Here is a 12,571-nt window from a genome sequence, read left to right as displayed (position 1 = left end):
GCGCCCCCTCCCTCGCCCCTCACCCCCCACCTCAGCGCCCTCAAGGAGCCCCCTCATGGCGGACAGGGTCCCCCTGCCCCTGCACGAACGCCTGCGCGAACTGCCCAGGAGTGCCTGGGTGATCTTCGCTGGAATGTTCCTCATCAAATTCGGCAATTTCCTCAACGTGTTCCTGGTGCTCTTCCTCGTGGCCCAGGGGTTCTCCGCCTTCGAGGCGGGCATCGCCCTCGGCGTGGTCGGGGTCGGCGCCTTCATCGGAAACGGCATCGGCGGCACGGTCGCCGACCGTTTCGGGCGGCGTACCGCGATCGCGGTGTCGATGTTCGGCAGCAGCGCCGCCACGGCCCTGGTCCCGCTGACCGACGGACTGTTCACCACCACCGCCCTGGTGGGGCTGGTCGGCGTGTTCGCGCAGCTCTACCGGCCGGCGGCCGGGGCACTGCTCGTGGACCTGGTCCCCGAGGAGCAGCGGGTGATGTCCTTCGCCGTGCTGCGCCTCGCCATCAACGTGGGCATGGCCGTCGGCCCGCTCGTCGGCGGCCTGCTCAGCGGGATGTCGTACACCTACCTCTTCCTCGGCGACGCGCTGTTCTCCTTCGCCTTCGGCGCGCTCGCGCTGCTGACGCTCCCGGCGGGCCGCCCGGTGCCTGCCGAGGTCCCGGCCGAGGCCTCCGCCGAGTCCGTGAAGGGCAAGCGGCGGCGCGGCGGCGGCTACCGGCAGGTGCTCGCGGACCGCCCGTACGCGCTCTTCCTCGGCTCGATGGTCGCCGCGACCTTCGTATACGGCCAGTCCACCGTGACGCTGCCCCTGCACGTCACCGACGCCGGCTTCGACAACAAGGTCTACGGCCTGCTGCTCGGCCTGAACGCCCTGCTCTGCGTGGTGATCGAACTCCCGCTCACCAAGCACACCGAACGCCGCAACCCGCGCCGCGTGATCGCCGCCGGCCTCGCCCTCCTGGGCATCGGCATGGCCCTCACCGGCGCCGCCCACGCCATCTGGCTGCTGGCCCTGACGGTGGTCGTGTGGACCGTCGCCGAAACGCTCTACACGCCGATCGCCAACGCCTACCCCGCCGAGTTCTCCCCGGCCCACCTGCGCGGGCGCTACCAGGGGGCGGAGGGCATCGCCCACACGCTCGGCGGCGCCCTCGGCCCGGCCGTCGGCGGTCTGCTGTACGGCATCTCGGCCCCGCTCCACTGGGTGGTCTGCGCGGCCGTCGCCGGCCTGGGCGCCCTGCTGGTGCTCGGCGCCAACCCCGGCAACCGGAAGCGGGTGAGCGAGACGGCGCCGGCCTCCGAGCCCCAGCCCGCCCCGGCCGGCTGAACCCCGCACCGCACCGCACCGACTGACGACAAAGAACCGAAAGGAAGCACCCGCATGACCACGCAGACCCCGGCACCCGCCGCGACCGCCCCGGCGGACGCCGACGTCCACCGGATCGACATCCCCTCCGCCACGGAGGACCCGGCGGCCTACGTCACCGCCCTCCTCGACGTGGCCGCCGACCGCGACGCCTTCGACGTACTCGCCAAGACGCCCGTCTGGGCCGCGCGGCTCTTCGCCGACCTGCCGACCGACCTCGCCGAGACCGTCCCCGAGCCGGGCGAGTGGCCGGCCGCCTTCATCGTCGGCCACCTCTTCGACGTCGACATCGTCTACGGCTTCCGCTGGCGCCTGGTCGCCACCGAGGACAACCCCGTCTACCCGGGCTACGACGAGCAGCGGTGGGCGCCGCTGCCCCGCCTCCCCTTCCGCCAGATGCTCGACGCCTGGACGGGGCTGCGCGCCTCCAACGTCGCCCTCCTCGCCTCGCTCGCGCCCGAGGACCTGCTGCGCACCGGCCGCCACGGCGAGCAGGGCGGCGAAACGATGGAGGTCATGATCCGCAAGGTCATCGGCCACGACATCGCGCACATCAACCAGATCTACCGCGCCATCCGGCTCGTACGGCAGGCCGCCGGTCTGGAGGTGGCCGAACTCGACGCGACGTACGCCTCGCTGGGCCTGCGCTGACCGCTCCCTCGCGGAGCCGGACCCCTCCGGGCGGGAGGTAACCTCGCGCCCGGAGAAGGGGGTCCAGCGTGCCGATGGCCGAGTTGCAGGTGTACGAGGTCCAGGAGGCCGACGTCGCGGGCGGCGTGTGCGTGGTGCGGTGCGTCGGCGGAGTCGCCCGTACCGGGCAGGTGTACGCCGTCGGGGAGTCGAGGCTCGGCCTGCGCCGCATCGAGTGGTACGGGCGACCCGCCGGGTTCGTCCACCTCCTCGACGCCGGCCACTCCGCGAGGGTCCACCTCACCGGCGCCATCGTCGCGCTGCTCACCAAGGGCCAGGTGCTGACCTCCGTACCGCCGGGCGGACACGCGCTGGCCGATCTGGAGGCCTGGCTGGCCACCGGCCCGCCGCTGCTGGACGAGCCCCACCCCCGGACCCTGCGCGTCCTGGCCGTGGGCCGGATGCGGGACGAGGCGCTGCCGGACGAGGTCCGGCTGCGCTGGGGCCGGGTGGCGCTGGCCGCGACGTACCGCTGCGCGGAGGCGGAGGGCGCGGCGGACCTGGTACGGGGACCCGAACTGGCCTCCGTACGCGGCTACCTGATCCAGCGCTTCGGCCCGGCGCGCGGTGGCGACCCGGCCGCCCTGTGCCGGGAGGTGCTGGCGCTGATCGACCTGACCCCGGCGCAGGCGGCGGAGCAGGCCCGCGACTGGCGCGCACTCCCGCGCCCCCGCATCCTGCACCTGCGCCGCATCAAGAACCTCATCCCGTGGCTGACCCTCGTCCGCCCCCACCTGCCGCCCGGCGACCCGCTGGGGGAACTCGTCGACGCCTGGACGGCGGTGAGGGCCCGGCTTCCCTGAGAGGCGGCCCCGGCCGGGTCAGCCGAACTGGCCGGGCCGGTAGTCGCCGGCGGGCTGCCGGACGAGCACGTTCACGCGGTTGAAGGCGTTGATGAGGGCGATGAGGGACACCAGGGCGGCGAGCTGGTCCTCGTCGTAGTGCTTGGCGGCGTTCGCCCAGGCCTCGTCGGTGACGCCGCCGGCCGCGTCGGCGATGCGGGTGCCCTGCTCGGTCAGTTCCAGGGCGGCGCGCTCGGCATCGGTGAACACCGTGGCCTCCCGCCAGGCCGCGACGAGGTTGAGGCGCGTCGCGCTCTCCCCCGCCTGTGTGGCTTCCTTGGTGTGCATGTCGGTGCAGAAACCGCAGCCGTTGATCTGGCTGGCGCGTATCTTCACCAGCTCCTGCGTCGCGGCGGGCAGCGTCGAGTCCGCGACCACCTTGCCCGCCGAGACGAAGTGCCTCAGGGACTTGGTCGCGACCGCGTTGCCGAAGAGGTTCAAGCGGGCATCCATGGCGCACTCCTTGCCGTTGTCAGTGCTTACACCTCTCTGACCGGACGGCTCGGCACGATGTGACAAGGTCAAATGTGACGTGTGTCACTTCAATGGCATCGGGGCGGGGCGCTATCCCTTGGCGGCGTTGCCGAGCACCTTCGCCGGGGTGATGCGCACGATCACCCGTACGTCCTCGGCGGGCGCCTCCTGGTACTCCTTGCCGGCGCCCGGCCCCAGGTACTCCTCGGCGATGCGGACGGCCACCGCCCGGCCGGCGTCCTCGGTGACGGTGGCGGTGCCGCGGATCTCGGCGTAGAGGTAAGGGTTGGCGAGGTCGAAGACGGTCAGGCCGACGCGCGCGTCCCGGAGGATGTTCCGCTCCTTGCGGCGGCCCCGCTCGGTGGATATCAGCACGTCGTCGCCGTCCCGGGTCACCCAGACCACCGAACTCTGCGGACTGCCGTCGGGGTTGAGGGTCGCCAGGACCGCCGGGTGCGGGGAGTCGAGAAGGCGGCGTACGGCGTCGTTGAGCGCGATGGTCGTCATGCGGGCGAGGGTAACGGGCGCCGCCGGGGCGGGGCGCGCCCTTTCCCGGCCGGGCGGGCACTACTCGAAGTCGCTCAGCGCCAGGGGATGTTGAGCCAGGGGCTGGCCGGGTCGGTGGTCAGGGTCAGGTGGGTGGCGAGGGAGGACGCGTACCACTCCCCGAACTCCTCCTCGTCGAAGTGCAGGCACCGCCCGAGCGCATAACCGGCTGAGAACTCCTCCCAGGACCGGTACGTGTCCCGGGCCGCCTCGCCGGCGCGCAGCACGGCGCGTTCGGTGTCCTCCAGAGTGCAGTAGCGGGCCCCGACGCCCCAGCGGGCCATCTGAGAGGCCCGGCCGTGGTCCCAGCCCTCGACGGAACGCACCCAGCCGCCCTCCGGGAGCAGCCCGTCGGCGCGGAAGCGCTGCTCGTAGCGGGCGATCCGGCCGATGAGCCGCTGCACGCCCGCGATCTCGCCCTCGATCTCCGCGGTGGGGCGCGGCTGGGCCACGGTGACCCCGTCGGCGGTGAGCTGCGGCTCGGCGGAGCGCTCGGCGCCGCGCCGCAGGCCGGCCTCGGCGGCGTGCCGCCAGTGCTCCACGTCCACCGGGCCGGCGAAGTCGGAGGCCAGGATCCGGCGCACGCGCAGCGCGAACTCCCAGACGGGGCTGACGATGTCGGCGTTCAGCATGCGCTGGAGGACGTCGAACCAGCCCGCGCTGTCCGTGATGTCCCAGGCCTTGCGCAGGCGCTCGCGTTCGCGGGTGTAGCCGGTGCCGTGGTAGGCGAGGGCGTTCCAGAACTCACCGTTGGTGACGGCGAGATGCGCGCCCACGGCCAGGCCGTGGGCCACGGGACCGTGGAGCGGTCCGCCGGTGTGCAGGGCGTGCACCACACCAGGGGCCGGGCCCCAGGAGGGGGCGGCGGCGTCCCAGTGCGCGCGCCAGCGGGCGCGGTCGGCGGGGGTGGTCGTGAGGTACGCCTCGGCTGGGCTGCCGGGGTTCACGGCGAGGTGGGCGGGGTCGTGGGCGTCCCAGGCCTCGGCGAACCAGGCGAGGCTCCGGCGCAGGAAGACCGTGTCCGGGGAGGGCGCGGGCAGCATGCCGCGGGTGAAGACGGCCAGGCTCGCACCGCTGGGATCGGGGTGGAAGCGGGCCTGCCGGGGGTTGGCGTCGACGTGGGCGCGGAACTGGGGGAGGAACAGCTCCGCGCGGGCGAGGGCGTCGAGGTAGCCGGACCAGTCCCCGCGCGCCTTGGCCTCGTACAGCTCGCGCTCGATCGCACTCGGCGCCGTCCATCCCCTCATACGGGGACCCTATACGGGGGCCACGGCCGCGCACTCGGCCCATACGGTCTTCCCGACGACCCGCTCGGAGGTCCCCCAGCGCTGCGCGAGCGCGCTGACGATCTGGAGCCCCCGCCCGTACTGCTCGTCGTCGGCCGCCGCTCGCGGTTCGGGCCGCCGCTCTCCTTTCGGATCGGTGACCGCGATCCGGAGCACTGCTCCGGTGAGCTGTATCTCGACCCGGAGGTAGCGGTCGCGGAGCGACCCGTGCACCAGCGCGTTGGTGACGAGCTCACTGGTCACCAGCGCCACATCCGCCGCCAGCCCCGGCTGCCCCCACACCACCGCCAGCCACGCGGCCCGCCGCCGGGCGGCGGGCACCGAGTCCTGCCGGGGCGGGTAGTTCCGTACGTCTCGTCGCGTCGCGGGCTCGTCCATGTCCGTGCACCTCCGGTGGGGCGGTGGCAATGCCGGCGCCTTGTGGGCAGCACGGTGCGCTTCCGCCAACTGAAGCTGGTCAGTGAGCAGTTCGTCACCGACGGTAGGGGTGTGGCGACTCCCGGGGCAAGCGCTTCGGGGAAGATATTCCCCGTACGGATTACGGTGTCGACTTCGGGTTGTGTGAGCGCAAGACTGAGCCGGTGAACCGTGGAACACGCGAAGGCCAGGGAAACCGGACGTCGACGGTGCTGGGGCGCCGACTCGGTGGCGAGCTGTACAAGCTCCGCACGGCGGCGGGTAAGACCCAGCTACAGGCGGCACGCGAGATCAGTGCCACGTCGACGAAGATCGTGAAGATGGAGAGCGGCTGGGTGCCCATGCGGGACCCGGACATCCGCGTGCTGTGCGAGTTCTACGGGGTGACGGACGCCCAGTTCGTGAGCGGACTGCTCGACTTGGCCCGGCTGGACCGCGATCGCCGCAAGGCCAAGGGCTGGTGGCAGCAAGTCCCCACCGTCGGCGGTTTCGCCGAGTACGTGGCGATGGAGGACGTCGCCACCCGCATCCGGTCCTGGCAACTCGCCTTGATCCCGGGGCTGCTCCAGAGCCCCGACTACATTCGCGCGCTGGGCGTTAGCTCCGACTCGTGGACACACCCGGACCAGATCGAGGAGATGGTGACCACCCGTACCAAGCGGCAGGCGCGGTTGAGGGGTGACAAGCCCCTGGAGTTCCACGCTGTGATCTGGGAGGCGGCGCTGCGCCAGGAGATCGGCGGTCGTGACGTGATGCGCTCGCAGCTCAACCACCTTGTGGAGATGGCGCAGCTGTCCAACGTGCACGTGCAGGTACTGCCGTTCCGGGCAGGCGGGCACCACGGCGTCGCGGGCGCGTTCAACATTGTGTCGTTCGCCGAACCGGGGGCCGTGGACGTCGGCTACTCCGAGGGGATCGCCTCTACTGTGTGGGTGGAGGGGGCGGAAGGGAATGAGGCGTACGCCCGGTCGTTCGACCGTGTGTCGCGCATGAGCCTTTCGCCGCACGACTCCGTGAGCTTGATCGATGACATCAGCAAAGGTATGCAGCCATGACCGAGTTCGAGTTCGTGAAGTCCAGCTACAGCAGCGTCACGAACGACACGGACTGCGTGGAGGTGGCCACGAACGTGGCCGGCACGGTCGCGGTTCGGGACAGCAAGCACACCGACGGACCGGTCATCAGGGTCACTGCCACCGCCTGGGCGGCGTTTGCGGGGAGCGGTGGACGAACCTCCTGCCTCCGGGAAGCCTAAACCCGTGAACCAGTTCGAGTTCGTGAAGTCCAGCTACAGCGGCGACCGAATCGACTCGGACTGCGTGGAGGTGGCGACGAACGTGGCTGGCACGGTCGCCCTCCGCGACAGCAAGCGCGCCGACGGTCCGGTCATCCAGGTCACCCCCACCGCGTGGACGGCATTCGCGGCGGCGCAATGAGCCCCGGGATCACCGTCTACTTGCGGCCCGGCTGCGCGTTCTGCATCAAGCTCTGGTTCAAGCTCCGCCTCACCGGCACCCGGTACCGCCCGGTCAACATCTGGCGGCAGCCCGACGCGGCGGCCTTCGTCCGGAGCGTCAACGCCGGCAACGAGACCGTCCCCACGGTCCGCGTGGTGTCTTCGACCGGCACCGAGTCGGTCCTGACGAACCCGTCCCTCACCCAGATCAAGCAGGCCCTCGACGCCTGACCCCCGGCCCGCATACGCATGGAAGTCCCCGCTACGGCGGGGGCTCTGTGCTGTCTGGGCCGGTTTCCAGTAACGGAAATCCGAACCCCTTGCGCCTACCCCGGCAGCCCCGCGAGCATCGGTCACGACACTCGATGACGAGGGGCAGGCTGTGAAGCTGACACGACTGGTGGGCGAGTGCAACGAGGGCGAGTGCCCGACCATCTACGCCACGGATCGCGGCACGCTGGCCATCCAGGGGGACAGGGTTGCCGACCACGGGCTGGAGATTCCTGCCCACGAAACCTTGGTGGAAGTCCCCATCGCGCTTATCCGAAAGGCCATCCGTGACAACCTCATCTAAGACCCTGGGGGACTGGCTCAAGGACTTCAACCAGGAAGCGTTCCGGCTGGAAACCCTGGACGACTACAGCAAGTCGGGCAGTGTCGATGCCTATCAGGCGTTCCTTGCAGGCGAGTCGCAGCCGGAGGACTTCAAGACATCCGATTGGATGGCGACGGTCGGAAATGCCGTGCAGGCAGGAAAGCGGATCTATCGCGTTCACGTCCTCGCTCGGCCGCTGACCGACTATCTGCGGTTCGAACTCTCGTGGGGTTATCAAAGGAACATGGCGGCCGGGGAAGAGTTCTTCATCCTGGACACCACGAGCCAAGGGAACCCGATCTCGGACGCCCCGGACTTCTGGATGTTTGATGAACAGGTCGTTGGAACGATGTCCTACGATGGGGAGGGTAAATTCCTGGGCATCAACTTCCCCGACGTCGAAGAATTGTCCAAGTTCTTGGCGTACAGAGACACTGCAATGGCTCAAGCCGTGCCGTTCTCTGAATGGTGGGCAAAGTACGGCGAGTGAATAAGACGAGTCTTGGATCAGCGCTGCGGGAACTGCGAGTGTCCTCCGGGATGGAGGCCAAGGCGGTTGCCCGTGGCGCTGCCATGTCTCGTTCCAAGCTGTCCAAGATTGAGAACGGGAACACTGCGGCGAGCGTTACCGATGTGGACTGCATCCTCACGGCCATAGGCGTGTCGGAGGAGGTCAAAGTCGAGTTCATGGCCGCAGCAAGAGAGGCGGCCACAGAAGTCACGGCCTGGCGCCTCATTCGCCGTCTGGGCTACAGCCGCAAGCAGGAGCAGGTGCAGGCCTTGGAGTCGCAAACGACTCTACTGCGCCTGTTTCAGCCCTCGCTCATTCCCGGTTTGCTCCAGACCCCGGAATATGTCCGGGCGGTTTTCGCCCGCAAGGGGCTGACAGAGGTTCAGCTGGAGCGCACCATCGGTGCCAGGCTGGCACGGCAAGGCGTCCTGTACTCGACGGAGAAGGCATTTCGTTTCGTGATCACGGAATCAGTCCTCCGCTGGCACATTGTTCCGCCGTTGGTGATGGTGGGGCAGTTGGACCGACTGATTTCCGTCTCCCGGTTGCCGAATGTCGATATGCGGATCGTTGCGTTGTCTGCCGCTCAGGTGGAGTTTCCGGAGCACTCATTCTCCATCAAGGACGACCGTACGGTGACCATTGAAATGGTCCATGCCGAAATGGTCGTGACCGACCCCAGGGACGTCGCCCTGTACGTATCCAAGTTCGAAGGGTTCCGTCGGACCACTGTCGCCGGCGAGAGCATGCGGGCCTTGATCGAAGGCATCCGGGACGAGCTTTTGCGCGAACAGGAAACCGGCTAGAAACGCCTCCCGCACCCCGACAGGATTGGCCCCCGACAGCCGGAAATGTCGAGCGAGGGGTGCGCGATGGCGAGCAGGACAGAACCGGCACGGTGGCACGAGGCGCCGTTGTCGCTGCCTCCCAGGGAGCCCCGGGCGGTACCGCAGCCGGTGGCCGGCTGTCCCGAGTGTCAGCGGCTGGATGTCCTGCGGCGCAGCGCGACCGAGGGCGACCGCGTGGACAACTCGCTGATCGCGGACTGCAACGTCCTGCTCCGGATGCACGGCACGGGGCACTGATGGACATGCAGACGTGGCGGGACGGCCGTACCCGGGCCGCCGACGCGGCGGAAGCGATACGTACGGCCCTGGCCGCCCTGGGCGTTGCCGAATCCGCGTGGAGCGGCATCCGGCCGACCGTGACGCACACCGGCCGGCCCTACGTCCACCTCGGGATGATCCGGGCCGACGTGGTGGAGCAGGTGGCGGAGGCGCTGAGGGCCTCCGTAAGGAACCCGACCGTTGAGAGAGAGGAAACATCGCTATGACGACCATGCTGGACAACCCCGTCGCCGTGCGGCACGGGCGGGACCTCGTGAGTCCCGAGCTGTTCGAGAAGCTGGCCGCGTTCTGCGCGGAGGAGTACGGCCAGGAGCCGGTCGTGGCTCGCCAAGTGATGGACCAGGCGCTGGCGTTCCTCAAGGTCATGGGTGACGCCCGGGCCTTCGACATGGCGCCGTCGGAGATCGTTGATCCCGGCTGGCACACGTTCATGTTGCACACGCAGGAGTACGCGGCGTGGTGTGAAGCGCAGTTCGGCTACTTCCTCCACCACGCCCCGAACTCCAAGGTCCGCACGCGGCCCCTCATGGTCTCCGTCGCGGACCGGATCAAGGTCGCCGGGTTCGCCGTGGACGAACGGCTGTGGGGCACTTCGGCCGACGGTAACCAACCCGCGTGCTGCGGCGACGGCGGCTGTTGCTGATCCAGCCGGCCGATCGGGTCCGGGCGCGGCCGACGCACCGCCCGGGCCTCCTCCCAACAGAGGTAGGGCGTATGCAGCACGACGGAGTTCTGACGGGGCAGAGCCGGGTCACGGTGTTCGCGATGTTCGGCACGGCCTTCGGGTACGCGACCCACTCCCTCGACGGACGGAACATCGGGGAGGTCGCCGTCGTCGGGCCCCTGACTCCGGGCGTCGAGTGGGCGCGGCTGTGGCAGATGGCGCGGAACATGTGCCGGCCTGCTGATGGGGACCGGGAACACGCTCAATGGATCACGATGCAGGCTTCGCGCTCGTTCATCTGCGGTAGCGACGTGATCGTGAAGTTCCCGCAAGGAACGTGGAAGCTGGAGCCCGGCGGCAAGCGGGTGGCCTTCGAGGGTACGTACTGCAACCGCGATGGCCTGTGGACAGGGAACCTGACGGTAGAAGAGGCCATGCCCGAGCACGTAGCCGCACACCCGTCGCTGTATCGGCATGACCAGTCCGCTGTGCGGAGTTGAGGACCGACTTTCTACCCCGCGCAGTCTCAGAGCATCGAGGCCCGGGGGCCGCGCGGCACTGTTCCGCTACGGCGTCGTCGGCCAGGCGGGCGACGCCGCTGGCCGCGCCGCCTTCGCGGCCCGCCTGCGGGCCACCAGTGCCCAGATCCCGAGACCGGCACCGGCAGGGAGGGGCAGAACGCTGAACAGCATCACCGCGCCGATCCAGACGTGTCCGGCGTCGGTTTCGAGGGCTTCGGCGCGTACCGCTGAGACCGGCACCATGCCCTCCCTCGTCCCGGCGAGGTGGTAGGAGGAGTCATTCGAGTTGACCCGGTTGTCCCCCATCAGGAAGATCCGGCCCTCCGGTACGGTCACGTCGAACGGAACGGTCGCCGGCACCCCCCGGTCCATCAGATACGGCTCGTCGAGCAGGTGGCCGTTGAGCGTGAGTCCGGGCGCGCCAGGGCGGAAGGAGAGGTGGTCGCCGCCGACCGCCACCACCCGGGACAACGAATCCCCGTAAGGCACCCAGGGCAGGGAGACGAGAACGACCTCCCCCCGCTCGACGTTCCGCACCGAGCCCCCGCCGAGGAAGACGCGGTCACCGCGCGCGTAGGTGGGCTTCATCGCGTCGCTGCCCGTGACGCGCGTCTGATATCCGTAGGGCGCGCCGAGAGCGGCCCAGACGGTCGTCCCCACCACCAGGACCGCCCCGAGTGCCAGCAGCACGATGGCGGTGATCCCCGGTCTGCGACCCGGCCGTCTGTTTCCCGTCACATGCCCTCCCTGCTGCGTACCTGGCGGGAATCGTACGGTCGGCCCGCACCCGGGACGCCAGTAGGGTGTCCGCCCCAGGGCAGCGTGCGGCGGCGGAAGGCGGATATGCGGGGCGGTTCGGTCACGGTGGTCGGCGGAGCATCGCGGGTTGCGCGTTCGCGTCCGGCCCGGATGCGGCCCCCGGTCACGGATGAGACGCTGGGTCTGTCCGGAACGGCGGCGGCAGTCGACGACTGGCCTGGCCCGAGTACTTCCATGGCGACGCTGACCGGAATCAGATCCCCGTAGGGACCGTCCGTCGGGCCCGTACTTGGTGTGAGCCCGGCATCACGTGATGTGTGCGCCGGGGGGCACACGCCAGTACGAGGGAGGACGAGACATCATGAGCGTTCCTGTGGCGTCCCGGTCGCGCCGCCTGGCGACGGCCACGGTCACAGCCGGTGTCCTGGCCGCCGGCTTGCTCCTGGCCCCCGAGGTCTCCGCGGTCGGCAGCTCCGCACCGACAGCCCCCCGTGCCAAGGCCGTGCCGTGTGAGTACGTGAACGGCGAGGGGGTGGCAGGCACCCGTCTGAATGCCACTCCTCCCCGCTGGAAGTACGGCAACAGCCCTTATCTGGGCACGCGGTTCGACCGCTGTGGGGACGTGGTCACGATCCATTACGGCGGCTACCCCAAGGCGAGCTATTACAAGGTCGCATGGAGCATCAACTGCCCCAAGGGATCGTTCGAGAAGAAGTACGGGCCCGGCAAGGCGTTCAAGCTCGTGCTGACTGCCGCACACTGCAGGACCACCCAAGACAGCTACACCACGTACGAGGTTCAGGTGGCGGCCTGTACCCGCCACACGCCTCCGGCGAAGGACACCTGCACCCGCTGGTCGCCCAGGGTCCTCCTGACCTACTTCACGAACCCGTAGTCGGCGCCGCCCCTGTTCACTGAGGGGGCGCCATGACATCACTGGCGCTCGAGGACTTCGTCCCATACGCAGCCCCCATCGGCCCAGCTCCACAGCCGGCGGCGCAGTGATGCGGCGGCGTGGCGCAGGCCGTCGTGGGCCCCTGGTCCCACGCTTCGGCCCGGCGGGAGCGGGGGGACGTGGCCGTGGTGGGGCCGCGGGTACGGGCGGCCGAGGGTGCGGCCGATCCGGCCTGGCATCCCGTCGAGCGGCCGGTCGTGGAGCTGTGCCCGCGCGGCAGCGGCCCGGCGGCGGTGATGGCCGGCGTGCCCAAGGGGCCGGAGGTGGCGCGGATACGGGGTCGGCTGCGCCGGGCCGGGCTGCTCCGCCGGAGCACGGCGTCCGTCGGCGGCCCCGCGAGGGCCTGGCCCGAAGGGACACCC

General features: G+C 69.9%; 20 protein-coding genes. 15 read left to right on the top strand and 5 right to left on the bottom strand.

Going from position 1 to position 12,571, the window contains the following annotated elements; genetic code table 11:
• Positions 1-55: 55 nt before the first annotated feature.
• The 3 genes from ACWDYJ_RS20090 (at position 56) to ACWDYJ_RS20080 (ending at position 2,859) form a co-directional block, all read left to right on the top strand.
• Positions 56-1,327 carry an MDR family MFS transporter gene (locus ACWDYJ_RS20090; RefSeq protein WP_451566913.1) on the top strand — a complete coding sequence of 424 codons (1,272 nt, stop codon included), beginning with the start codon at positions 56-58 and terminating at the stop codon, positions 1,325-1,327.
• A 54-nt stretch (positions 1,328-1,381) separates the two neighbouring features.
• Positions 1,382-2,017 (top strand): DinB family protein, encoded by a 636-nt coding sequence (locus tag ACWDYJ_RS20085; protein ID WP_451566912.1) that lies wholly within the window; start codon positions 1,382-1,384, stop codon positions 2,015-2,017.
• 74 nt (positions 2,018-2,091) lie between these two features.
• Positions 2,092-2,859 carry a hypothetical protein gene (locus ACWDYJ_RS20080; RefSeq protein ID WP_451566911.1) on the top strand — a complete coding sequence of 256 codons (768 nt, stop codon included), beginning with the start codon at positions 2,092-2,094 and terminating at the stop codon, positions 2,857-2,859.
• Positions 2,860-2,877: 18 nt separating this feature from the next.
• Here ACWDYJ_RS20080 and ACWDYJ_RS20075 read toward each other — a convergent pair whose 3' ends face one another.
• From ACWDYJ_RS20075 to ACWDYJ_RS20060, 4 genes are all read right to left on the bottom strand, one after another.
• Complete coding sequence (locus ACWDYJ_RS20075) at positions 2,878-3,351, bottom strand: carboxymuconolactone decarboxylase family protein (RefSeq protein WP_451566910.1); 474 nt, start codon at positions 3,349-3,351, stop codon at positions 2,878-2,880.
• A gap of 111 nt (positions 3,352-3,462) precedes the next feature.
• Entirely contained in the window at positions 3,463-3,879 is a 417-nt protein-coding gene (locus ACWDYJ_RS20070; protein ID WP_451566909.1) for a PPOX class F420-dependent oxidoreductase, read from the bottom strand.
• Between the two features lie 74 nt (positions 3,880-3,953).
• Positions 3,954-5,165 carry a DUF1266 domain-containing protein gene (locus ACWDYJ_RS20065; RefSeq protein ID WP_451566908.1) on the bottom strand — a complete coding sequence of 404 codons (1,212 nt, stop codon included), beginning with the start codon at positions 5,163-5,165 and terminating at the stop codon, positions 3,954-3,956.
• A 9-nt stretch (positions 5,166-5,174) separates the two neighbouring features.
• A complete protein-coding gene (locus tag ACWDYJ_RS20060; RefSeq protein WP_451566907.1) occupies positions 5,175-5,582 on the bottom strand; it encodes an ATP-binding protein in 408 nt (135 codons plus the stop codon).
• A 203-nt stretch (positions 5,583-5,785) separates the two neighbouring features.
• Between ACWDYJ_RS20060 and ACWDYJ_RS20055 the strand changes: the two genes are divergently transcribed.
• The 11 genes from ACWDYJ_RS20055 (at position 5,786) to ACWDYJ_RS20005 (ending at position 10,474) form a co-directional block, all read left to right on the top strand.
• Positions 5,786-6,676, top strand: coding sequence for a helix-turn-helix domain-containing protein (locus ACWDYJ_RS20055; RefSeq protein ID WP_451566941.1), 891 nt, complete (start codon positions 5,786-5,788; stop codon positions 6,674-6,676).
• Entirely contained in the window at positions 6,673-6,876 is a 204-nt protein-coding gene (locus ACWDYJ_RS20050; RefSeq protein WP_451566906.1) for a DUF397 domain-containing protein, read from the top strand. Before ACWDYJ_RS20055 ends, ACWDYJ_RS20050 begins: the two co-directional genes overlap by 4 nt.
• Positions 6,877-6,880: 4 nt before the next feature.
• On the top strand, positions 6,881-7,057 hold the full coding sequence (locus ACWDYJ_RS20045) for a DUF397 domain-containing protein (protein WP_451566905.1): 177 nt from the start codon (positions 6,881-6,883) through the stop codon (positions 7,055-7,057).
• Positions 7,030-7,308 (top strand): glutaredoxin domain-containing protein, encoded by a 279-nt coding sequence (locus ACWDYJ_RS20040; RefSeq protein WP_451566904.1) that lies wholly within the window; start codon positions 7,030-7,032, stop codon positions 7,306-7,308. Before ACWDYJ_RS20045 ends, ACWDYJ_RS20040 begins: the two co-directional genes overlap by 28 nt.
• Positions 7,309-7,459: 151 nt before the next feature.
• On the top strand, positions 7,460-7,651 hold the full coding sequence (locus tag ACWDYJ_RS20035) for a hypothetical protein (protein WP_451566903.1): 192 nt from the start codon (positions 7,460-7,462) through the stop codon (positions 7,649-7,651).
• Positions 7,635-8,162 carry a DUF6879 family protein gene (locus ACWDYJ_RS20030; RefSeq protein WP_451566902.1) on the top strand — a complete coding sequence of 176 codons (528 nt, stop codon included), beginning with the start codon at positions 7,635-7,637 and terminating at the stop codon, positions 8,160-8,162. The genes ACWDYJ_RS20035 and ACWDYJ_RS20030 overlap by 17 nt, the downstream gene beginning before the upstream one ends.
• The gene (locus tag ACWDYJ_RS20025) at positions 8,159-8,989 is read left to right on the top strand and encodes a helix-turn-helix domain-containing protein (protein WP_451566901.1); all 831 of its coding nucleotides are present in this window, start codon (positions 8,159-8,161) and stop codon (positions 8,987-8,989) included. The genes ACWDYJ_RS20030 and ACWDYJ_RS20025 overlap by 4 nt, the downstream gene beginning before the upstream one ends.
• Before the next feature lie 66 nt (positions 8,990-9,055).
• Positions 9,056-9,268, top strand: coding sequence for a hypothetical protein (locus tag ACWDYJ_RS20020; RefSeq protein ID WP_451566900.1), 213 nt, complete (start codon positions 9,056-9,058; stop codon positions 9,266-9,268).
• Positions 9,268-9,516, top strand: a complete 249-nt coding sequence (locus tag ACWDYJ_RS20015; protein WP_451566899.1) for a hypothetical protein — start codon at positions 9,268-9,270, stop codon at positions 9,514-9,516. The genes ACWDYJ_RS20020 and ACWDYJ_RS20015 overlap by 1 nt, the downstream gene beginning before the upstream one ends.
• Positions 9,513-9,953 (top strand): glycine-rich domain-containing protein, encoded by a 441-nt coding sequence (locus ACWDYJ_RS20010; protein ID WP_451566898.1) that lies wholly within the window; start codon positions 9,513-9,515, stop codon positions 9,951-9,953. Before ACWDYJ_RS20015 ends, ACWDYJ_RS20010 begins: the two co-directional genes overlap by 4 nt.
• Positions 9,954-10,075: 122 nt before the next feature.
• Positions 10,076-10,474 carry a hypothetical protein gene (locus ACWDYJ_RS20005; RefSeq protein WP_451566897.1) on the top strand — a complete coding sequence of 133 codons (399 nt, stop codon included), beginning with the start codon at positions 10,076-10,078 and terminating at the stop codon, positions 10,472-10,474.
• A gap of 66 nt (positions 10,475-10,540) precedes the next feature.
• Here ACWDYJ_RS20005 and lepB read toward each other — a convergent pair whose 3' ends face one another.
• Entirely contained in the window at positions 10,541-11,233 is a 693-nt protein-coding gene (lepB, locus tag ACWDYJ_RS20000; RefSeq protein WP_451566896.1) for a signal peptidase I, read from the bottom strand.
• 382 nt (positions 11,234-11,615) lie between these two features.
• On the opposite strand from lepB, the gene ACWDYJ_RS19995 reads away from it, so the two are divergent.
• On the top strand, positions 11,616-12,149 hold the full coding sequence (locus ACWDYJ_RS19995; protein WP_451566895.1) for a hypothetical protein: 534 nt from the start codon (positions 11,616-11,618) through the stop codon (positions 12,147-12,149).
• Positions 12,150-12,571: the final 422 nt, after the last annotated feature.

The organism is Streptomyces sp. NPDC003042, from assembly GCF_053591315.1.
This window is presented reverse-complemented; position numbering and strand designations above follow the sequence as displayed.

Coding starts and splice junctions, on each gene's coding strand:
- ACWDYJ_RS19995 (WP_451566895.1), top strand. CDS start 11,616: ATGAGCGTTCCTGTGGCGTCCCGGTCGCGCCGCCTGGCGACGGCCACG.
- ACWDYJ_RS20005 (WP_451566897.1), top strand. CDS start 10,076: ATGTTCGGCACGGCCTTCGGGTACGCGACCCACTCCCTCGACGGACGG.
- ACWDYJ_RS20080 (WP_451566911.1), top strand. CDS start 2,092: ATGGCCGAGTTGCAGGTGTACGAGGTCCAGGAGGCCGACGTCGCGGGC.
- ACWDYJ_RS20010 (WP_451566898.1), top strand. CDS start 9,513: ATGACGACCATGCTGGACAACCCCGTCGCCGTGCGGCACGGGCGGGAC.
- ACWDYJ_RS20070 (WP_451566909.1), bottom strand. CDS start 3,879: ATGACGACCATCGCGCTCAACGACGCCGTACGCCGCCTTCTCGACTCC.
- ACWDYJ_RS20060 (WP_451566907.1), bottom strand. CDS start 5,582: ATGGACGAGCCCGCGACGCGACGAGACGTACGGAACTACCCGCCCCGG.
- ACWDYJ_RS20015 (WP_451566899.1), top strand. CDS start 9,268: ATGGACATGCAGACGTGGCGGGACGGCCGTACCCGGGCCGCCGACGCG.
- ACWDYJ_RS20085 (WP_451566912.1), top strand. CDS start 1,382: ATGACCACGCAGACCCCGGCACCCGCCGCGACCGCCCCGGCGGACGCC.
- ACWDYJ_RS20075 (WP_451566910.1), bottom strand. CDS start 3,351: ATGGATGCCCGCTTGAACCTCTTCGGCAACGCGGTCGCGACCAAGTCC.
- ACWDYJ_RS20090 (WP_451566913.1), top strand. CDS start 56: ATGGCGGACAGGGTCCCCCTGCCCCTGCACGAACGCCTGCGCGAACTG.
- ACWDYJ_RS20050 (WP_451566906.1), top strand. CDS start 6,673: ATGACCGAGTTCGAGTTCGTGAAGTCCAGCTACAGCAGCGTCACGAAC.
- ACWDYJ_RS20020 (WP_451566900.1), top strand. CDS start 9,056: ATGGCGAGCAGGACAGAACCGGCACGGTGGCACGAGGCGCCGTTGTCG.
- ACWDYJ_RS20065 (WP_451566908.1), bottom strand. CDS start 5,165: ATGAGGGGATGGACGGCGCCGAGTGCGATCGAGCGCGAGCTGTACGAG.